Raw genomic sequence first — 19576 nt, 5'->3', positions numbered from 1 at the left:
CGAAACCGTCCCTGCAACCTTCCCGCCCCCTTCGCGTATCTTTTCGCACAGACCGCCCACACGATAAGGACCCTGGATGGACACGGCCGCAACCGCTCCGCCCGGCACCGGCGCCGAGAGGGCGACCGCCGTCACCACGGGGCGTACCCGGCTCGTCGCGAGAGCGGGTTTACTGCGGCATCCGCGGGCCGATCCGTACTGGCTGGCCCTCGCCCTCTTCGCCGCCTTCACGGCGCTGTCGGTCTGCCGCTACCGCCGCATGGCCACCATGTCCTGGGACCTGGGCATCTTCGAGCAGGCGATACGGGCGTACGCCCACTTCCAGGCCCCCATAGCCGATCTCAAGGGCCCCGGCGCCAATATCCTCGGCGACCACTTCAGCCCCATCACGGCGCTGCTCGGCCCCCTCTACCGGCTCTTCCCCGGCCCCGTCACGCTGCTGGTCGCGCAGGCGGCGCTGTTCGCCGTCTCCGCCGTCCCCGTCACCCGCGTCGCCGCCCGGCTGCTCGGGCGCGGCCGGGGGCTCGCGATCGGCATCGCCTACGGGGTCTCCTGGGGCATCCAGCGCGCCGTGGACTTCGACTTCCACGAGATATGTTTCGCCGTTCCGCTCATCGCCTTCTCGCTGGAGGCGGTGATCCGCAAGCGCTGGTACCCGGCGATGCTGTGGGCCGCCCCACTGGTCTTCGTCAAGGAGGACATGGGCGCCACCGTGGCCGCGATCGGCGCGGTCGTGTGGATCCGCGCCCGGCGCGACCCCGAGCGCGGCCCCCGCGCCGTGCCGCTCGCCGTCGTGCTGATGGGCTTCGGCGTCATCGTCTCGGCGCTCGCGCTCGGCGTCGTCATCCCCGGCTTCAACGGCGGGGGTTCGTACGACTACTGGGACAAGGTCGGCAGCGGCGGTGAGCAGACCGGCACGATCCCCTTCGGCACCGCGCTGCGCACCCTGCTGTGGATCCTGCTGCCGACCACCGGTCTGCTGGCGCTGCGCTCCCCGCTGATGCTGGCCGCCGTGCCCACCCTCGGCTGGCGCTTCCTCTCCCACGACGACCACTACTGGGGCACCGACTGGCACTACAACGCGGTGCTGATGCCGGTCGTCCTGCTGGCCCTGGTGGACGCCCTGGACCGCACTCGCGCCACCCGGCGGCCCTGGCTCGCCTCGTACGCCCGCCAGCTGCCCGCCGCGGTCTGCGGCGCGGCCCTGGCGCTCTCGTCCTCCATGCCGCTGTACGGCCTCACCCAGGGCGCCACCTACGACAAGCCGCCGCAGGCCGCCGCGGTGGAGCGGCTGCTGGACCGGATCCCGGACGGGGCGACGGTGGAGGCCAACGTCGGGCCCATAAGCCGTCTGACCAGCCGCTGCCGGGTGCTGTGGGTCGGCGCCACCGAGGACGTACAGCCGGACTACATAGCCCTGCAGGAGCCGCCGGAGCGCACCGTGCGGCAGGTGCTCGACTACGCGGGGCAGCTCCACCCGGACACGCGGTACACGCCCGTCGGCGCCACCTCGGGCTACTTCGTCCTCAAGCGGGGCTGAGGCCCCTGGAAGCGGGGCTGAACGGGGCCGGGCGGGGGGCCGTGCCGGTTCGGCCCGTGGCTCAGCTCATGGGCTTCGGCGCGATGAGGGCGAACGGCGCCCCCTGCGGGTCCTTCACCAGGGACATCCGGCCCGCGATCATGTCGTACGGCGGGCGGAGGACCGTGCCGCCCTCCGCGGACACCTTGGCCGCGGCGCGGTCGGCGTCCTCGACGGCGAAGTAGACCAGCCAGTGCGGCGGCACCTCCGGCGGCATCCCCTCCCGCAACGGCTGGAGCCCGCCGACCGTGCGGCCGTCGACCGAGAGCGCGAAATAGCCCTCGGCGCCCTCCATCGGCGTCGACTCCAGGCCCAGCGCCTCCGCGTAGAACGCCGAAGCCGCCTCCCGGTCGGTGGTGTTGAGCTCGTTCCAGATCAGCGTGCCCGGCTCGTTGACGAGACCGGCGCCGGGGAAGCCGAGCGGCTGCCAGACGCCGAAGACGGCCCCCAGCGGGTCGGCCGCCACCACCATCCGCCCGAGGTCCATCACGTCCATGACCGGCAGCAGCACGGTGCCGCCGGCCCGGCTGATGGCCTCCGAGGTGGCCTGGGCGTCGGCGGAGCAGAAGTACGTGGTCCACACGGTCGGCGGCGGGCCCTCACCGGACATCGACTGCGCGGACATGGCCCCCGCGACGGGCTTGCCCTTCAGGGTGCATATCGCATAGCCCCCGGACTCCGGAGGGCCGACCTCCGCCTCCCAGCCGAACAGCCCGGAGTAGAAGTCCAGGGCGGCCTGTTGGTCGGGGACCATCAGATCGATCCAGCAGGGCGTTCCGGGCTGATAGGACGTGACTTCGGGCATGGGGCCGCCTCCGTATCGCCACCTCCGGCCGGGCGCGGCCGGATGGGATGGCCCCCTTCGGCCCATTCTCCTCCGGCCGGGGCGGCACGCCACTCGACGGGGCTCGCCACGGCGCGCACCGGTCCGTGACCGGCCGTGCCCACGGCTTCCGGCCGTTCGACGGCCGGTCGTGAGACCGCCGGGCGGCGGCCGGCCCGAAGGCCGGCCGCCGCCCGGCGGTGGTGAGGAGACGGTGTGTCAGGCGCTGCCGACGGCGCTTCCGGACACCCACTGGCTCCAGTCCATGTTCCATCCGTTGAGGCCATTGTCCGGCTGGATGGTCTTGTCGTTGGAGTTCTTCACGACGACGACGTCGCCGACCTGGGAGTTGTTGTAGAACCAGGCGCCGTCCGTGTTGGGGTCGCCCGCTCCCTTGGTGTCCGACAGGCCGACACAGCCGTGGCTGGTGTTGACGCTGCCGAAGATGGACTTGGCGCCCCAGTAGTTGCCGTGGATGAAGGTGCCCGAGGTGGACAGCCGCATCGCGTGGGGGACGTCCTTGATGTCGTACTCGCCCTTGCCGTCGTCGTCCGTGAAGCCGACCGTCGCACCGTTCATCCGGGTCTCCTTGAACTTCTCGGAGATCACCATCTGACCGTTGTAGGTCGTATTGTCGGGGCTGCCGGCCGAGATCTTGATGGTCTTCAGCAGCTTGCCGTCGCGGACGACCTTCATCTCCTTGGACTTGGCGTCGACCGTCGAGACCTGCGAGTGGCCGATCTTGAAGTTGACGGTCTTCTCCTGGACGCCCTTGACACCGGGCGCCGCCTCGACGCCGTCCAGGTCGAGCTTCAGGGAGACGGTCGAGCCCGCCTTCCAGTAGTCCTTCGGGCGCAGGTCCAGCCGGTTCCCGTCGAACCAGTGGCCGACCACCTGCTGGCCGCTGCTGGCGGTGACCTTGATGTGCGACTCGACGTCCTTCTTGTTGGTCACCGCCTTGTCGAACCGGATCGAGACCGGCATGCCGACGCCGACCGTGGAGCCGTCCTCGGGCGTGAAGTTGCCGATGAAGCTGTTGGCGGGCGAGACGGTGGTGAAGGACGAGTTCTCGGTCGCCTTACGGCCCTTGGAGTCCTCGGCGGACGCGGAGATCTTGTACTGGGTGGCCCGCTCCAGCTGCCCGCTCGGCTTCCAGGACGTCTTGTCGGGCGATATGGTCCCGGCCACGGTGTTGCCGGTCGCCGCGGACGTCATCGTGACGGAGTTGAGCTTGCCGCCACTGACCGTGACCTTGGTGTCACTGTTGATGCCCGCGTTCGTCGCACCGGCCTTCGGCGTGATCTTGATGTGGGCGTCCGACGCGTCCTTGGCCGCTGCCTCGTCGACCTGCGACTGCGACTTGTTCCCGTCGTTCTTGGCGTCGTCGCCGCCGCCATCCCCGCCGCCGCAAGCGGCGAGAGTGAGTACGCCGCCGAGCACGGCGGCCGCGGCCACCAGCCCCTTACGGCGCTTGCCGTCCGTCATCACACGCTTCTCCATTTGACCTGGATCTTGATCTGGACCCCAGAAACCCCGGACCTGCCTGAAAAGAACGCCTGTACCTTTTGGCCGGTTCCACGCACAGTAAAACTGTGCGCAAGGCCACTTAGCAAAGACACCGGACAAGCCTAAGACCCGTCGGCACCCGGACTCGTACGGCTCAGCCGTCTTCGGCCCCGTCTTCGCCCCGTCTTCGCCGCCCTGAGCCCCCTCGATGCCGCCCTGAGCCGCCGTGTGCGCCGCCCCGAGGGCCGCCGTGGGCGCCGCCACCCGGCTCCTCAGCCGCCCTCAGCCGTCCTCAGTCGTCATCAGTCGTCCTCAGTCGTCCTCATCGTCCTCGTCCAGCTCGGCGAAGGCCCCGGACCACTCGGCGGCGCGAGGATCGTAGTCGATGTGCTCGCTGCTCCAGGACGCCTGGGCCAGTTCGACCCCCGGCACCTCCTCCACCATTTCGAACGGATCGACCAGATACGCCAGCGCCTCGGCCTCGTCCGACTCCACCATGCGGCGGGCGTGTCCCCGTTCCTCCGCGGCCAGGGACTCATCGCCGTCGATCCGCTCGTACGTCGCGCGCCGCAGCTCGTCCGGATCGGTGATCTCCACCACGAGCTCCACGCGAAGCCGGACAAACCGGGATGTCTCGGTACTCGTCATGCGACGGAGGTTAGGGGTCCTACCCGTCTCGCTTCCGCACGACCCGCAGTTGTCACTACGATCGGCGCACGGGGTCAATTTGCCGCAGCCTCAAGGAGGATGCCGTTGTCCGCACGCCGACCGCTGCTGACGGCCGCCGCTGCCGGTTCGCTGCTGTGCGCCCTGTGGTTCGTTCCGTCCGCCAACGCGACGGTGGAGGACCCGGGGTCGTCATCGGCGTCCTCGCAGACCTCGCCCGGATCGCCGGGCTCGGGGCCCAGGACCGAGGCCGTGCCCGACGGGGATCTGGCCGACACCGGCAGTGTGGACGTCACCCCGTATCTCTTCGGCGGCACGGCCTTTCTGGGCCTGGGCGTCGCGATGGTGACGGCCTCCGTGCGGCGGACCCGCCCGGAGGCGTACTGACGCCGCGGACGCGGCGCGTTCGGCCCGGGCGGACCGCTCAATCCACGCGGCCTCTTCCGTCCACGCGGCCTCAGCCGTCCACGCGGCCTCAGCCGTCCACATAGCCTCAGCCGTCCACGCGGCCGGTTCAGTCCAGGTGGCCCGTCACCGACTCCACGGCCTCGATCAGCTTTCCGGATCGTACGAACGCGTCCGCCGCCGCCAAGTCGGGCGCCAGATAGCGGTCCCCGCCCGGCCCCTCGACGCCCGCCCGGCGCACCGCCGCCAGCACCGCCCGGCTCGCGGGCGCGGGCTCCAGCCCCTCGCGCAGCTCGACGCCGCGGGTGGCGGCGACCAGCTCGACGGCCAGGACACGGGCCAGGTTGTCCACCGCCGTACGCAGCTTGCGCGCCGCCGACCAGCCCATCGAGACATGGTCCTCCTGCATCGCGGAGGACGGGATGGAGTCGACCGAGGCGGGCACCGCCAGCCGCTTCATCTCGCTGACCAGCGCCGCCTGGGTGTACTGGGCGATCATCAGCCCCGAGTCCACGCCCGGGTCGCCGGCCAGGAAGGGCGGCAGGCCGTGGGAGCGGTTCTTGTCCAGCAGCCGGTCGGTGCGGCGCTCGGCGATCGAGGCGAGGTCGGCCGCCGCGATGGCGAGGAAGTCCAGGACGTACGCCACGGGGGCGCCGTGGAAGTTGCCGTTGGACTCCACCCGACCGTCCGGCAGGACGACGGGGTTGTCCACCGCGGAGGCCAGCTCGCGGTCGGCGACCAGCCGGGCGTGCGCGAGGGTGTCCCGGCCCGCGCCCGCGACCTGCGGGGCGCAGCGGATCGAGTACGCGTCCTGGACGCGCGGCGCGTCGTCCTGGTGGTGCCCGGTGAGCCCCGAACCCTCCAGCACCCGCAGCATGTTGGCGGCGCTGGCGGCCTGCCCCGGGTGGGGGCGGATGGCGTGGAGCTCGGGTGCGAGGACGCGGTCGGTGCCGAGCAGCGCTTCCAGCGAGAGGGCGGCGGTCACATCGGCGACGGTGAACAGCCGGGCGAGATCGGCGCAGGCCATGATCAACATGCCGAGCATCCCGTCCGTGCCGTTGAGCAGCGCGAGCCCCTCCTTCTCGCGGAGCTCGACCGGCTCGATACCGTGCTCGGCCAGCAGCTCGCCGGCCGGGCGCACCACCCCGTCCGGACCCTCGGCCTCGCCCTCGCCCATCAGGGTCAGCGCGCAGTGGGACAGCGGCGCGAGGTCCCCGGAGCAGCCCAGCGAACCGTATTCGTGCACCACGGGGGTGATCCCCGCGTTGAGGAGCGCGGCCATCGTCCCGACCACGACGGGCCGGACCCCGGTACGGCCGGACGCGAGCGTCTTCAGCCGCAGGAACATCAGCGCCCGCACCACCTCGCGCTCGACCCGCGCGCCCATGCCGGCGGCGTGCGAACGGACGATGTTGCGCTGCAGCTGGGCGCGGAGCTCGGGGCTGATGTGACGTACGGCGAGCGCGCCGAAGCCGGTGGAGACGCCGTAGACGGGCTCGGGCTTGGCGGCGAGATCGTCGATCACCTGCCGCGAGGCCGCGACGGCCTCGAGCGCCGCCTCGGAGACCTCGACGCGCGCTGCGCCGCGTGCCACGGCGATGACATCGTCGGCGGTCGTTCCGGACGTCCCCACGACCACAGAGTGCATATCCATATTCAGGCACCCTAGAGAGTGAATCGCACCCTGTCACCCCGCCAACCCTCCCCGAACCGGGGTCCGACCCTTCCCGAAGGGGGCCTCCGCCCCGGACCCCGCTCCTCAATCGCCGGAGGGGCTGAGAGTTGGGGGCTCAGCCCGTCGGTCCCGAGGGGGCGGCTCGTTGGATCCGAGGGGGCGCGGCGCCCCGTCTTCCAGCCCCTCCGGCGTTTGAGGAGCGGGTCCGGGGCGGAGCCCCGGTTACGGGAAGGGGCGGGGTGGGGAACGAAACGCGTCTCGCGCGTACGCCGGGGCCGGGGCGGAGCCCCATCGGGGTCCCGGGCGAGCCCCGCCCGGGGTGGGGGAACGGAGCGCGCCATGTGCGCCCTAGCGGCGGCCCCGGAAGCGGCGCCGCTCCGGCGGGTGCGCAGCAGACGTATCGGCCAGGCGGATCACCGAATCCTCCGTACCCCCATCCCGCCCCGCCACCACCGGCTTGAGCGACCGCGCCGCCTTCGCCCGATACTGCGCCGCGTCCGCCAAGCGGAAGAGGCGGCGGGCCGACGGCACCGGCCCGATCGGATCGCCCGTGGAAGCGATCCCGCAGGCAACCCCCTCCCCCATCTCCAGCTCGGCGGCCCGCCGGCACAGCTCATCCGCCACCCGCACCACCTCGTCCGCCGGGGGCCCGACCCCCAACAGGCAGAACTCGTCGCCGCCCAGCCGGGCCACCAGCGCCCCGGGCAGCATCGCGCCGCACAGCGAGAGCAGCGAGCCAAACCGTTCCAGCAGGCGATCGCCCACCGCATGGCCCAGCGTGTCGTTGACCCGCTTGAGGCCGTTGAGATCGCAGACCACCAGGCTCACCACGGTGCCGTCCGCGTGGTACGCCTCCAGCGCCTCGTCCAGCCGTATGTCCACCGCGCGGCGGTTGCCGAGGCCGGTCAGCGGATCGGTGAAGGCGAGGCGGCGGGCCTCCTCCAGGCGTTCGGTCTGGGCCAGCCCGGCGGCGGTCACCGAGGCCAGCACGGTCGCGAAGTCGGCGTCGTCGCGGTCGAAGACGGGACGTCCGGCCGCCCGGGCCACATACAGCTCGCCCCACGCCCGCCCGTGCAGCACGATCGGGGCCACCACACAGCTGCCCCGGCCGCGCCGCCGCAGGGCGGCCACCCTCCCCCAGCTACCGCTGGGGGGCGCGCCCTGACGGCCGGGCGGGGCCGCGCCGGGACGTACGCCGTCGGCGGTCTCGACCCAGGCGTGCGGCTCCCCGCCCGCGGCCCAGTGCTCATGCAGGAACTCGGCGATCTCCGGGAAGTCGTGCACCGGATACGACTCGTCCTCCGGCAGCGGCTCCTCGCCCGCCATCAGCTCACCCACGTTGACCAGCACCCGCAGCCGCCCCCGCGCACGCTCCCACACCGAGATCGCCGCGAAGCCGCCGTCGAGGGCCCGGCGGGCCGCCTCGGCCGCCGCACCCACCGACTCCTGCGGGGTGTGCGCCGCCGCCATCCCCTGGGCGAGCCCCACGACGGCCCGCAATCGTCCATCGACCCCGACGGGCCGTCCGCCGATCTCCCCGTTGTCCGTCACGACGGCCTCGCATTCCTCACGGCCATGCATCGTTCGCTCTGCTCTCCAGCGTAAGAACGTCGAGAACAATCCGCTGCGGGCCGTTCACCCCGGGTATCCGAGCGAACGGTCACCCCCGGTGACCGCGCGCTCCCCGGGCCGGGGCCACTCCCCGGATCCGGTCAGCTTCCCCGGTCCGGGATCCCTACTCCCCCGGCCCCCTACTCCCCCGGCACAGGCCGGTCCGACGGACGGTGAACGTGCTTCTCACCCCCGGCCAGCCCAGCCGGTCCGACGGACGGCGGACGTGCTTCTCTCCCCCGGGCCAGCCCAGCCGGTCCGACGGACGGCAGAGGTGCTTCTCAGCCCCCGGCCCGCCCGGCCAGACCGGCCTCCCCGGCCCGCCCAGCCAGACAGGGCCGCCCGGCCGACCCGCCGCTCACTCCCCCGGCCAGTTCGGCGACCGCTTCTCGTTGAACGCGGCAACACCCTCCGCCCGGTCGCCGGAGAAGGCCACCGTCCGCCACGCCGCGTCCTCGACCTCCAGACCGGCCCGCAGATCCAGCCCCTGCCCCAGCCGCAGCGCCTTCTTGGCGGCCCGCAGGCCCACCGGGGAGTTGGCGGCGATGCCGCGGGCCAGCTCCAGCGCCTCGGCCCGGTCCTCGCCCTCCGCCGCCAGCCGGTCCACCAGGCCCAGCTCATGGGCCTCCGCGGCGGCCACCCGGCGGGCGGAGAAGATCAGCTCGGCGGCGCGCGCGGCGCCCACCCGGCGCGGCAGCAGCTGGGTGCCGCCGCCGCCCGGGATCACCCCGACCGACACCTCCGGCAGCCCCACCACGGCGGTGGGGTCCGCGACGATCACGTCGCAGGACAGGGCCAGCTCGAAACCGCCGCCCAGCGCGAAGCCGTGCACCGCGGCGATGGCGGGCATCGGCAGCTCCAGCACCCCGGTGTAGGCGGCGCGGGAGACCGGCCGGTGCCGCTGCATCTCGGCGTCGGAGAGCGAGTTGCGCTCCTTGAGGTCCGCGCCCACGCAGAAGGCCCGCTCATGGGTCGAGGTCAGCACGACGGCCCGCACGTCACGGTCCTCGGACAGGGCCGCGCAGGCCGCCGTGATGCAGCGCGCCATCTCGGAGGAGACGGCGTTCATGGCCTTGGGCCGGTCCAGCACCAGCTCGGCCACGAAGCCGTCCCTGCGGACCGCGACCCACTCCCCGTACCGCTGCTCACTCATCACGCACTCTCCCGGTTAACGACCGTGAACCCAATGCGGCGATCATTTCAGCTCCCCGGGGCGTGCGGAACCTGTGAGCCACCCGGACCGGGCCTAAGCAGGTCAGAGGAAGTCCGCTACGGTTCGGGCAGCGCCCCGAAGGGGCGCGGGGAACTGCGCGACCAGCCACGACGGCGCCGCGGTCGGCCGACGACGCATCGCGACACTTCCAGCGGAGCGCTTAGCGGGCCCGCCGCCACCGGTTCAGGAAGCCCAGCAGGACCGACTGTTTCTGCCCGTCCTCCGCCTGCTCCTCCAGGTCCGTCCCCTCCAGGGGCTCACCTCCGGACACGGACGCCCCCTCGGTGGCGAGCGGCAGCGAGAGCGGCGGCGGCGCCCCCGGTGGCATCGCTTGCGGCGTGCCCTGCGAGATCCCTTGCGGCATCATCCCCTGCGGTATCGCTTGCGGCATGCCCGGTGGCGCCTCGTGCCGCTGGTCCTGCGGGTCCCGCTCGCCCGGGCGGGCGGCGGGCGGGCCGGGGCGCCGGCCCCCGGGCCTGGCGACGGGGGCGAACCGCACCGGCAGGGAGACCACCCCGCGTACGAAGACCCCGGACAGCCACTTCAGCTCCTCGACATCCCCGGCCAGCGCGAGGTCCGGGATCCGGTCCAGCAGCTTCTCCAGCGCGACGGAGGCGATCAGCCGGGCCGAGCTCCGGCCGGGGCAGGCGTGGGGGCCCGCGCCGAACGCCAGATGGGCCCGGTTTCCCTGTTTGTGCGGGGACCGCAGCAGGGCGTCCCGGTTGGTCGCCGCGAAGCTGATCATCACGGCGTCGCCCGCGCGCAGCCGCTTCCCGGCGAGGTTGGTGTCATGGACCGGGAAGTAGAGCCCCATGTTGGCCAGCGGCGGATCGGTCCAGAGCACCTCGTCCAGGGCGTCCTCGACGAGCATGCTGCCGCCCATCAGCTCGCCCGAGAACCGCTCGTCGGTGAGCAGCACCCGCAGCGAGTTGCCGATCAGGCCGGGCACCAGCCCGGTCACCATGCCGATCAGCAGCAGCAGCTGCTCGACCAGTTCCTCGTCGGTCAGCCGCGCCGGGTGCGCGATCAGCCAGGACGTGATGTCGGCGCCCGGATCGCGCCGCTTGAGGTCGATCAGCTCGCGCAGCGCCGCGGCCGCGGCCCGGTCCCCGCCCGCGGGGTCCGAGCCGTCGATGAACGCCACCACGCCCCGCAGCAGCGGGTCCATGGCCTGCTGCGGGAAGCCGAAGAGCTGGCTGGTCACCAGCACCGGGACCAGTGCGCAGTAGGTCCCGATCAGCTCGGTCTCGCCCGCCTCGCAGAACTGGTCGATCAGCGAGTCGGCGATGCGCTCGACATAGTTCCGCAGCGCGCCGGAGTCGATCCGGCCGGTGCAGTCCTCGATGGCGCCGCGCAGCCGCCGGTGCTCCTCGCCGTCCACGAAGTCGACCTGTGGCCGGGGCCTGATGACCTGCGGGGCATAGCTGGTCCCGGGCAGTACGCCCTCGTTCCTGGCCCGCCAGTGGCGGGGGTCCTTGGAGAAGGTCTCGGGGCGCCGCATGATCTCCAGCGCCGTGTCGTACCCCAGGCACAACATGGCCGGGACGCCTCTGTCCAGCTCCACCGGGGCGAGCTGGCCGTGGGTCTCGCGCAGGCGCCGGTAGACCGCGAAGGGGTCTCTTCCGAACTCGGGCGCGTGGAGCGGCTCGGCACCGGCTCCCTCATGGGCGGGGCAGCCCGGCGGAGGTAAGGCGCCCGGACGCTGAGCACTCGAATCGTAAAGCGGGGTCACACGTGCTCCTGGACACCGCCGGGCCCACCCCGCGGGCGGACGCGCACGGTGCTTCTTCGACGACAGGACCTGGGATCCACCGAGTGGATCTTGCGGACGTAGGCTAGCCCAACAGGCCCGGATCCGCGCCCAGTTCAACGATCCGGCCGCAGCCACCGAAGGGATCCGGACGATGGCCGCCCCGGCGTCCCGCCCACCGCGTCCCGCCCGGCGTCATGCGCCAGAGCGTTCCGGCGTCATGCGCTACAGCGTCCCGGCGTCACGCGCTATCGGCGTCCCGGCGTCACGCGCTATCGGCGTCCCGGCGTCATGGTCATGCGCGACAGCGTCCCGGCGTCATGAACGGCGGCTCAGCAGCCACGGCTCCACGACCCCCAGACCACGCACCGGCCGCTGCCACATCGGCTGGAGCGCGAACCGGTACGAGGGCGGCTCCTCGCCCTCCTTCTCCGCCGCGGCGGCCGCCTCCGCGGCCTCCGCCTCCGACACCGGGGCCTCCCCGGTGCGGCTCAGCTCCTCCGCGAACGCGCCGTCCACCAGGACCGCGTTCTTGGGGGCTATGGACGTCAGCCGGCTGGCCAGGTTCACCGTCGTCCCGAAGACGTCGCCCATCCGGGTCGTGACCGTGCCGAACGCGATCCCGACCCGCAGCTCCGGCATCGTCTCGTCATGCGTCAGCGTCTCGATCAGCCGCAGCCCGATCTCGGCGGCGATGCCCGCGTCGTCGGCCGCGTAGAGCACCTCGTCGCCCAGGGTCTTGATCAGCCGCCCGCCGTGGGCCGCCACCAGGTCGGCGGCCGTGGTCTCGAACGCCTCGACCAGCTCGCCGAGCTCCTCCTCCTCCAGCCGCCGGGTCAGCCGGGTGAAGCTCACCAGGTCCGCGAAGCCGACCGCCAGCCGCCGGTCCACCATCTCCGCGTCGTCCGCCGCCTGCACCACCCGGCCGGTCGCGGCCGCGAGCTGGCGCCGGTAGACGTAGACCAGGAACTCCTCCAGCTCCGGCAGCAACAGCTCGACCAGCGGATACGCGATCTCGGTCCGGGTCATCCCGGTCTCCTGGGGGTCGGTGAGCCCCTCCAGGAACGAGTCGATCTGCCAGTCGGCGAGCCGGGCACTGGTCTGGCCGGTGGACCGCGCCACCTGGATGGCCATCGGCTCGCTCAGCAGCCCGGCCTCCACCAGGCCGGACAGCCGGCGCAGCGCCAGCACATCGGCCTCGGTCAGCGCCTTGGCCTGGCCGATGTCGGCGAAGCCCATGGCCCGCCAGAAACGGGTGGCCAGCTCGACCGAGACGCCCGCGCTGCGAGCGGCCTGGAAGGGGGTGTAGCGCCGCTCGGCACCGAGGATCAGCTGCTCCAGCCGGAGCGCGATGGGATCCGGCTGGTCCTCCTCGTCGAGGGCCTCGTCGGGGGCCTCCTCGGGAGCCTCCGCGGCGGCGCTCTCCCGCGCCCCGGTGTCCCGTACGGCCCCGTCCGGCGCGGCGGCGTCCCACGCCTCGCGCTCCTCGGCCGTGCCGGAACCCGCGTCGTCGGCGGTCACCGCCCGCCCCCTGTCAGATCCCTGCGCACTGCCCTTCCGTTCCCTCTTCCCGGTTGGGGTTCCGAATCGCCCACAGCCGCCCCGAGCTGGACCGACCGCGACCACGATACGTCAGGTGTGCCGTAGCTCACTCTCCACGGCAGGGGTTCATTCCTCCCTCGGTACGGAGCGTAGATGCACGATGTCCCCGGCGGAGACCGGCTCCTGAACCCCGCCCTCGGTGGCCAGCACCAGCCGCCCGTCGCCGTCGACCGCGACCGCCTCGCCGACCCGCTCCCGGCCGCCCGGCAGCTCGGCGCGCACCTGCCGCCCGAGGGTCGCACAGCCCGCCGCGTAGCTCTCCTGGAGGCCGCTGGCCCCGGGGTCGCCCTCGAAGCGGCACCACTCCCCGTACCACTCCGCGATCGAGCGCAGCACGGCCCGCAGCAGTGGATCGCGGTCGGTGGAGATCGCGTCGGCCAGGGCCAGCGACCCGGCGGTGGGCACCGGAAGCTCATCGGCGCGCAGCGAAACGTTCAGCCCCATGCCGATGACCACCGCGTCCCCGGCCCGCTCGGCGAGGATCCCGCCGAATTTCCGCTCCTCGCCCGCGACCGTCACCAGCAGATCGTTCGGCCACTTCAGCGCGGTGTCCACGCCCGCCGTGCGGCTGAGCGCCCCGGCGCTCGCGACCCCGGCCAGCAGCGGCAGCCAGCCCCAGCGCTCCGTGGGCACGCCGGCGTCGGCGGGCCGTAGCAGGATGGAGAAGAAGAGCCCGGACCTGGCCGGGGCCGTCCAGGCGCGGTCGAGCCGGCCGCGCCCCGCGGTCTGCTCCTCGGCGACGAGCACCGCGCCCTCGGGGGCTCCGGCCCGGGCCCGGGTGACCAGATCGGTATTGGTCGAGCCGGTCGCCTGCACCACCTCGAACTCGGTCCACAGCCCGCCGGGACGCACCAGCCCCCGGCGCAGCGCGGTGGCGTTCAAGGGGGGCCGCTCGAGGTCGGACCAGCGACCGGGCCCGTCACCTGGGCTCCCTGAGGTGTCAGAAGGCGTCATGAGGGCCAGCCTAGGGTCAGGAGGTGTGGCCAACGACGCAGTGCCACCAAGCGGTGCCGCCGATACGCTACGTGCCGGTAGCCCAGCCGGCGCAACAGCTGCCGAACGGTCCGTAACCACCGAACGTCCGTAGGCCCCCACTGATCACGATTCCGACCCCGTACCCCGTTTCCGCCGATTCCCCCCGACCCTGAAGTAGTCCGCCGTATCGAGAAGTCCGCCGTATCCACCCCCAGGACGAGCAGGAGCCGCATCCCGATGTCCGAGCCGGAGATCGCCCCCGAGATTCCAGACCGTCACACCACCGCGGGGAAGCTCGCGGATCTGCAGCGCCGCATCGAAGAGGCGACCCATGCGGGGTCCGCGCGCGCGGTGGAGAAGCAGCACGCCAAGGGCAAGCTGACCGCGCGTGAGCGCATCGACCTCCTCCTGGACGAGGGGTCCTTCACCGAGCTCGACGAGTTCGCCCGGCACCGTTCGACCAACTTCGGCATCGAGCAGAACCGGCCCTACGGCGACGGGGTCGTCACCGGCTACGGCACGGTCGACGGCCGCCCGGTGGCCGTCTTCTCCCAGGACTTCACGGTCTTCGGCGGGGCGCTCGGGGAGGTGTTCGGCGAGAAGATCATCAAGGTCATGGACTTCGCGCTGAAGACCGGCTGCCCGGTCGTCGGCATCAACGACTCCGGCGGCGCCCGCATCCAGGAGGGCGTGGTCTCCCTCGGCATGTACGGCGAGATCTTCCGCCGCAACACCCATGCCTCCGGAGTGATCCCGCAGATCAGCCTGGTCGTGGGCCCGTGCGCGGGCGGGGCGGTCTACTCCCCGGCGATCACCGACTTCACGGTGATGGTCGACCAGACCTCGCACATGTTCATCACCGGCCCCGATGTGATCAAGACGGTCACCGGTGAGGACGTCGGCTTCGAGGCGCTGGGCGGCGCCCGGACGCACAACACCACCTCCGGTGTCGCGCACTACATGGCCGGGGACGAGAAGGACGGCATCGAGTACGTCAAGACCCTGCTGTCCTACCTCCCCTCCAACAACCTCTCCGAGCCCCCGGCCTTCGCCGACGAGGCCGATCTGGAGGTCTCGGAGGAGGACCGGGAGATGGACACGCTCATCCCGGACTCGGCGAACCAGCCGTACGACGTGCACAAGGCCATCGAGCACGTCCTGGACGACAACGAGTTCCTGGAGACCCAGGCGCTCTTCGCGCCCAACATCATCACCGGCTTCGGCCGGGTCGAGGGCCATCCGGTGGGCATCGTGGCCAACCAGCCGATGCAGCTCGCCGGCTGTCTGGACATCGACGCCTCCGAGAAGGCCGCACGCTTCGTGCGCACCTGCGACGCGTTCAACGTGCCCGTGCTGACCTTCGTGGACGTGCCCGGCTTCCTGCCCGGCACCGACCAGGAGTACAACGGCATCATCCGGCGCGGCGCCAAGCTGATCTTCGCCTACGCGGAGGCCACCGTCCCGCTGATCACGGTCATCACCCGCAAGGCGTTCGGCGGCGCCTACGACGTCATGGGCTCCAAGCACCTGGGTGCCGACCTCAACCTGGCCTGGCCCACCGCGCAGATCGCGGTCATGGGCGCCCAGGGCGCGGTCAACATCCTCCACCGGCGCACCATCGCCGCCTCCGACGACCCGGAGACCACCCGCACGGAGCTGATCGCGGACTACGAGGACACCCTGCTGAATCCGTATATCGCGGCCGAGCGGGGGTATGTGGATGCTGTGATCATGCCGTCCGAGACCCGCCGCCACATCGTCCGCGGACTGAGGACCCTGCGGAACAAGCGCGAGTCGCTGCCCCCGAAGAAGCACGGCAACATCCCCCTCTAGCCCCCTCGAGCGAAGGGCTAATTCCATGATCCGAATTGTCCGGGGCAACCCGACCCCCGAGGAGTTGGCCGCCGCACTGGCGGTGGTGCAAGCACGCGCGGCGGCCGTCACGGCCGCTGCGCAGAGCGAGGACGATCCGGAGGAGTGGTCCGACCCGGCCCGCACCGTCCCCAGCCACCGGGTGCCGCACCCCGGCCCCAAGGCCTGGCGTACCACCTACTGGCCCGCCTGAGAGCCGCGCGGCAGGACCGGAAGGCCGGAATGGCACCTTCGCGCCGGGGCGCCTGAGTACGCGTACTCAGGCGCCCCGCCGTCCGCGGCCTCAGGATCGGTCCCATGCTGTGGTCCGAGCCGCCCGACGAGCCGCCCGAGGAGCTGCGGCGCGCCGAGGCCATGCTCCGCCGCGCCCGCACGGTGCTGACCGTCTCCGTGCTGCTCGCGATGTGCCTCCTCGGCCTGTGGCCGTGAACGCGGCCCCGATCCGCACCCCGGCCCGATCCGGCTCGATCCGATCTCGTCCGGCCCTACCTCACCGAGGGCCGGTGCCATGGCCCGGTTCCGGCCCCCGGCCGGGCCGTCCCGGGGGCGGCTTACCCTGGTGCGCATGACTGCGCAGCGCACCCTCATCCTCGCGTCCGCCTCGCCCGCCCGGCTCGGACTGCTGCGGCAGGCCGGAATGGCGCCGGAGGTGATCGTCAGCGGGGTGGACGAGGACGCGCTGAGCGCCGGGACACCCGCCGAGCTGGCCCGGGCGCTGGCCGAGGCGAAGGCCACCGCCGTGGCCGGGCTTCCGGAGGCGGCCGACTCCCTCGTCATCGGCTGCGACTCGGTGCTGGAGCTCGACGGTCAGGCGCTCGGCAAACCGGCGGACGCCGAAGAGGCCACCGCCCGCTGGAAGTCGATGCGCGGCCGGGCCGGAGTGCTGCGCACCGGACACTGCGTGATCGACACGGCGAGCGGCCGCCGCACCTCGGCCACCGCGTCCACCACCGTCCGCTTCGGCGAGCCGACGGACGAGGAGATCGCGGCCTACGTCGCCAGCGGCGAACCGCTGCATGTGGCGGGGGCGTTCACGCTCGACGGCCGCTCGGCGCCGTTCATCGACGGCATCGAGGGCGACGCCGGAAACGTGATCGGGCTCTCCCTGCCGCTGTTCCGCCGACTGCTGGCCGAGTTGGGCGTGGGGATCACGGCCCTCTGGGACTGAGAGTCCCCCGGCATCGGGAGCGACTAGGGATTCCCCTGAGTCGGGCCTGGCGGGGGCTAGGGATTTCCCCCGAACAAGCCCGGGACCCGGCTAGGGATTTCCCCTGAATCAGGCCGGGCTGGGGGCGTCCTGACCGCCGCCCGCGGCCTCCGCGGCGGGCTCGGCGGGCGGCTCCGCCTCGTAACCCAACAAGCTCAGCACGATCAGCCCCAGCACCACCATCAGGAACGCGAACGCCGGCCAGCCCACCAGCCCCACCGCGAACGCGCCCACCAGCCCGTGCACCACCGCACAGGTGACCAGCAGGATGCGGGCGAGGCGGCCGGGGGCCCGGTCGCGCACGGCGGTGCGCAGCAGCACCACCCCGCACACCAGCAGATAGAGGCCGAAGAGGCCGCCCCCGACCCAGGTGCCGATGGACATCGCATCGGTGTCCAGGCCGCCCATGGACATCTGCTGACGGTCCACGACCAGGCCGAGGATCCAGTTCAGCAGCGCTATACCGACCGCTTCGAACATGAGCGTCACAGCCGCTATCGCGGCCACTGGTCTGCGCGCCACCGTCTTCCCCCTCCACTCCGTCAGTGCCGAAGCACGCTACTAACGGGTAAGCGCCGCCACAAGAGGTGCGGACGAGCTGAACGCCATGGCAAAGTTTCCGCCCGGCATTCGTAGGGTTTCCACAAAGAAACGCGAAGCGCCGCAGCACGGCGGGCCAGAGACCTTGCCCACACCGTGGACGGCGCACCAGCCCCGAAAACCGGGCGTACGGTGGAGCGACGGGGGATCTGGTCGCTCGCCCAACGCGAGGTTCACGCTCCGTGTGGTCAAGCTCACGCCCGGGATCTTCTCGGCGCGAGGTGTCGCCTGTACCTAAACTCGGCTTGTTTCAAGGAGGGAGCCATCGTGCGCAAGGTGCTCATCGCCAACCGTGGCGAGATCGCTGTCCGTGTTGCCCGTGCCTGCCGGGATGCCGGGATCGCGAGCGTAGCCGTCTACGCCGATCCGGACCGGGACGCTGTGCATGTGCGCGCGGCCGATGAAGCCTATGCGCTGGGCGGTGACACCCCGGCGGCCAGCTATCTCGACCAGGCCAAGGTCCTGGCCGCGGCCGCCGAATCCGGCGCCGACGCCGTCCACCCCGGCTACGGATTCCTCTCCGAGAACGCCGAATTCGCCCAGGCCGTCCTCGACGCGGGCCTGACCTGGATCGGCCCCCCGCCGCACGCCATCCGCGACCTGGGCGACAAGGTCGCCGCCCGCCACATCGCCCAGCGCGCCGGCGCCCCCCTGGTCGCCGGCACCCCCGACCCGGTCTCCGGCGCGGAGGAGGTCGTGGCCTTCGCCGAAGAGCACGGCCTGCCGATCGCCATCAAGGCCGCCTTCGGCGGCGGCGGCCGCGGCCTGAAGGTCGCCCGCACCATGGAAGAAGTCCCCGAGCTCTACGACTCCGCGGTCCGCGAGGCCGTGGCGGCGTTCGGCCGCGGGGAGTGCTTCGTCGAGCGCTACCTCGACAAGCCCCGCCACGTGGAGACCCAGTGCCTGGCCGACACCCACGGCAACGTCGTGGTCGTCTCCACCCGTGACTGCTCCCTCCAGCGCCGCCACCAAAAGCTCGTCGAAGAGGCCCCGGCCCCGTTCCTGACCCCGGAGCAGAACGACCAGCTCTACGCCGCCTCCAAGGCCATCCTCAAGGAAGCCGGCTATGTGGGCGCCGGTACCGTCGAGTTCCTCGTGGGCAACGACGGCACGATCTCGTTCCTGGAGGTCAACACCCGGCTGCAGGTGGAGCACCCGGTCACCGAGGAGGTCACCGGCATCGACCTGGTCCGGGAGATGTTCCGCATCGCGGACGGGGAGAAGCTGGGGTACGACGACCCGCCGATGCGGGGGCACTCCTTCGAGTTCCGGATCAATGGTGAGGACCCGGGCCGTAACTTCCTGCCCGCCCCGGGCACCGTGACCTCCTTCGTCCCGCCCGCCGGGCCCGGTGTGCGGCTGGACGCGGGCGTGGAGTCGGGCAGCGTCATCGGCCCGGCGTGGGACTCGCTGCTGGCCAAGCTGATCGTCACCGGCGCCACCCGCACCCAGGCCCTCCAGCGCGCCGCCCGTGCCCTGGCGGAGTTCCAGGTCGAGGGCATGGCCACCGCGATCCCGTTCCACCAGGCGGTGGTGGTGGACCCGGCGTTCACCAGCGAGCCGTTCACGATCCACACCCGCTGGATCGAGACCGAGTTCAACAACACCATCGCCCCCTTCGCCCCCGTCAGCCCCGACGAGGACGAGGAGCCCACCGCCCGGGAGACCGTCGTGGTCGAGGTCGGCGGCAAGCGGCTGGAGGTCTCGCTGCCCGCCTCCCTGGGCGTGGCCACCGCCCCGGCGGGCGGCTCGAAGAAGCCGAAGCGCAAGGCGGTCAAGAAGTCCGGCTCCGCCGCCTCCGGCGACGCCCTGGCCTCCCCGATGCAGGGCACCATCGTCAAGGTCGCCGTGGGCGAGGGCGACACCGTGGCCGAGGGCGACCTCATCGTCGTCCTGGAGGCCATGAAGATGGAACAGCCCCTCAACGCCCACCGCGCGGGCACCGTCAAGGGCCTGACCGCCGAGGTCGGCGCGTCCATCACCTCGGGCGCGGTCATCTGCGAGATCAAGGACTGACGCAGGGATCAGGGACTGAGGCGGGAATCAAGGACTGACCCGCCCCCCGCACATGACGGCGGGCCCCGACCGGAAT

At 72.1% G+C, this 19576-nt stretch carries 17 protein-coding genes; 7 read left to right on the top strand and 10 right to left on the bottom strand.

Annotated features, from left to right (window positions below):
- Window positions 1–76 precede the first annotated feature (76 nt).
- Window positions 77–1540 carry a DUF2079 domain-containing protein gene (locus J8403_RS25335; protein ID WP_211125170.1) on the top strand — a complete coding sequence of 488 codons (1464 nt, stop codon included), beginning with the start codon at window positions 77–79 and terminating at the stop codon, window positions 1538–1540.
- A gap of 61 nt (window positions 1541–1601) precedes the next feature.
- On the opposite strand, the gene J8403_RS25330 is transcribed toward J8403_RS25335, so the two are convergent.
- The 3 genes from J8403_RS25330 to J8403_RS25320 all read right to left on the bottom strand — a co-directional run bounded on the left by J8403_RS25330 (window position 1602) and on the right by J8403_RS25320 (window position 4556).
- Complete coding sequence (locus tag J8403_RS25330; RefSeq protein WP_211125169.1) at window positions 1602–2384, bottom strand: VOC family protein; 783 nt, start codon at window positions 2382–2384, stop codon at window positions 1602–1604.
- 237 nt (window positions 2385–2621) lie between these two features.
- Window positions 2622–3887, bottom strand: coding sequence for a L,D-transpeptidase (locus J8403_RS25325; protein ID WP_211125168.1), 1266 nt, complete (start codon window positions 3885–3887; stop codon window positions 2622–2624).
- Between the two features lie 333 nt (window positions 3888–4220).
- A complete protein-coding gene (locus J8403_RS25320) occupies window positions 4221–4556 on the bottom strand; it encodes a hypothetical protein (RefSeq protein ID WP_211125167.1) in 336 nt (111 codons plus the stop codon).
- Between the two features lie 99 nt (window positions 4557–4655).
- On the opposite strand from J8403_RS25320, the gene J8403_RS25315 reads away from it, so the two are divergent.
- Entirely contained in the window at window positions 4656–4961 is a 306-nt protein-coding gene (locus J8403_RS25315) for a hypothetical protein (RefSeq protein ID WP_211125166.1), read from the top strand.
- A 127-nt stretch (window positions 4962–5088) separates the two neighbouring features.
- Here J8403_RS25315 and hutH read toward each other — a convergent pair whose 3' ends face one another.
- From hutH to J8403_RS25285, 6 genes are all read right to left on the bottom strand, one after another.
- The gene (hutH, locus tag J8403_RS25310) at window positions 5089–6633 is read right to left on the bottom strand and encodes a histidine ammonia-lyase (RefSeq protein WP_211125165.1); all 1545 of its coding nucleotides are present in this window, start codon (window positions 6631–6633) and stop codon (window positions 5089–5091) included.
- 369 nt (window positions 6634–7002) lie between these two features.
- The gene (locus tag J8403_RS25305) at window positions 7003–8124 is read right to left on the bottom strand and encodes a GGDEF domain-containing protein (RefSeq protein ID WP_211128424.1); all 1122 of its coding nucleotides are present in this window, start codon (window positions 8122–8124) and stop codon (window positions 7003–7005) included.
- Between the two features lie 499 nt (window positions 8125–8623).
- A complete protein-coding gene (locus tag J8403_RS25300; protein WP_211125164.1) occupies window positions 8624–9418 on the bottom strand; it encodes an enoyl-CoA hydratase/isomerase family protein in 795 nt (264 codons plus the stop codon).
- A 220-nt stretch (window positions 9419–9638) separates the two neighbouring features.
- Window positions 9639–11210 carry a cytochrome P450 family protein gene (locus tag J8403_RS25295; RefSeq protein ID WP_211125163.1) on the bottom strand — a complete coding sequence of 524 codons (1572 nt, stop codon included), beginning with the start codon at window positions 11208–11210 and terminating at the stop codon, window positions 9639–9641.
- A 336-nt stretch (window positions 11211–11546) separates the two neighbouring features.
- The gene (locus J8403_RS25290; protein ID WP_211125162.1) at window positions 11547–12749 is read right to left on the bottom strand and encodes an adenylate/guanylate cyclase domain-containing protein; all 1203 of its coding nucleotides are present in this window, start codon (window positions 12747–12749) and stop codon (window positions 11547–11549) included.
- A gap of 147 nt (window positions 12750–12896) precedes the next feature.
- Window positions 12897–13784 (bottom strand): biotin--[acetyl-CoA-carboxylase] ligase, encoded by an 888-nt coding sequence (locus tag J8403_RS25285; protein ID WP_161561035.1) that lies wholly within the window; start codon window positions 13782–13784, stop codon window positions 12897–12899.
- Window positions 13785–14042: 258 nt separating this feature from the next.
- Between J8403_RS25285 and J8403_RS25280 the strand changes: the two genes are divergently transcribed.
- The 4 genes from J8403_RS25280 to J8403_RS25270 all read left to right on the top strand — a co-directional run bounded on the left by J8403_RS25280 (window position 14043) and on the right by J8403_RS25270 (window position 16845).
- Window positions 14043–15638, top strand: coding sequence for an acyl-CoA carboxylase subunit beta (locus tag J8403_RS25280; protein WP_211125161.1), 1596 nt, complete (start codon window positions 14043–14045; stop codon window positions 15636–15638).
- A 25-nt stretch (window positions 15639–15663) separates the two neighbouring features.
- Entirely contained in the window at window positions 15664–15870 is a 207-nt protein-coding gene (locus tag J8403_RS25275) for an acyl-CoA carboxylase subunit epsilon (protein WP_014061293.1), read from the top strand.
- A 104-nt stretch (window positions 15871–15974) separates the two neighbouring features.
- The gene (gene mmpB / locus J8403_RS44390; protein ID WP_281427947.1) at window positions 15975–16106 is read left to right on the top strand and encodes a morphogenic membrane protein MmpB; all 132 of its coding nucleotides are present in this window, start codon (window positions 15975–15977) and stop codon (window positions 16104–16106) included.
- 136 nt (window positions 16107–16242) lie between these two features.
- Window positions 16243–16845, top strand: a complete 603-nt coding sequence (locus J8403_RS25270) for a Maf family protein (protein ID WP_211125160.1) — start codon at window positions 16243–16245, stop codon at window positions 16843–16845.
- A gap of 108 nt (window positions 16846–16953) precedes the next feature.
- Here J8403_RS25270 and J8403_RS25265 read toward each other — a convergent pair whose 3' ends face one another.
- Complete coding sequence (locus tag J8403_RS25265; protein WP_211125159.1) at window positions 16954–17406, bottom strand: hypothetical protein; 453 nt, start codon at window positions 17404–17406, stop codon at window positions 16954–16956.
- Between the two features lie 345 nt (window positions 17407–17751).
- Here J8403_RS25265 and J8403_RS25260 point away from each other — a divergent pair, with 345 nt between their 5' ends.
- Complete coding sequence (locus J8403_RS25260) at window positions 17752–19500, top strand: acetyl/propionyl/methylcrotonyl-CoA carboxylase subunit alpha (RefSeq protein ID WP_211125158.1); 1749 nt, start codon at window positions 17752–17754, stop codon at window positions 19498–19500.
- The last annotated feature ends 76 nt before the right edge of the window (window positions 19501–19576 follow it).

The sequence above is a fragment of the Streptomyces yatensis genome, assembly GCF_018069625.1.
GTDB lineage: Bacteria > Actinomycetota > Actinomycetes > Streptomycetales > Streptomycetaceae > Streptomyces > Streptomyces yatensis.
The sequence above is the reverse complement of the archived record's forward strand: the minus strand, read 5'-3'. Positions and strand labels throughout refer to the sequence as shown.

Excerpts from the sequence above, each read along its gene's own strand:
- J8403_RS25330 (WP_211125169.1), bottom strand. The coding sequence starts at position 2,384 with ATGCCCGAAGTCACGTCCTATCAGCCCGGAACGCCCTGCTGGATCGAT.
- J8403_RS25315 (WP_211125166.1), top strand. The coding sequence starts at position 4,656 with ATGCCGTTGTCCGCACGCCGACCGCTGCTGACGGCCGCCGCTGCCGGT.
- J8403_RS25335 (WP_211125170.1), top strand. The coding sequence starts at position 77 with ATGGACACGGCCGCAACCGCTCCGCCCGGCACCGGCGCCGAGAGGGCG.
- J8403_RS25305 (WP_211128424.1), bottom strand. The coding sequence starts at position 8,124 with ATGGCGGCGGCGCACACCCCGCAGGAGTCGGTGGGTGCGGCGGCCGAG.
- J8403_RS25270 (WP_211125160.1), top strand. The coding sequence starts at position 16,243 with ATGACTGCGCAGCGCACCCTCATCCTCGCGTCCGCCTCGCCCGCCCGG.
- J8403_RS25320 (WP_211125167.1), bottom strand. The coding sequence starts at position 4,556 with ATGACGAGTACCGAGACATCCCGGTTTGTCCGGCTTCGCGTGGAGCTC.
- J8403_RS25300 (WP_211125164.1), bottom strand. The coding sequence starts at position 9,418 with ATGAGTGAGCAGCGGTACGGGGAGTGGGTCGCGGTCCGCAGGGACGGC.
- J8403_RS25280 (WP_211125161.1), top strand. The coding sequence starts at position 14,043 with ATGTCCGAGCCGGAGATCGCCCCCGAGATTCCAGACCGTCACACCACC.
- J8403_RS25285 (WP_161561035.1), bottom strand. The coding sequence starts at position 13,784 with ATGACGCCTTCTGACACCTCAGGGAGCCCAGGTGACGGGCCCGGTCGC.
- J8403_RS25275 (WP_014061293.1), top strand. The coding sequence starts at position 15,664 with ATGATCCGAATTGTCCGGGGCAACCCGACCCCCGAGGAGTTGGCCGCC.
- mmpB (WP_281427947.1), top strand. The coding sequence starts at position 15,975 with ATGCTGTGGTCCGAGCCGCCCGACGAGCCGCCCGAGGAGCTGCGGCGC.
- hutH (WP_211125165.1), bottom strand. The coding sequence starts at position 6,633 with ATGGATATGCACTCTGTGGTCGTGGGGACGTCCGGAACGACCGCCGAC.
- J8403_RS25325 (WP_211125168.1), bottom strand. The coding sequence starts at position 3,887 with ATGACGGACGGCAAGCGCCGTAAGGGGCTGGTGGCCGCGGCCGCCGTG.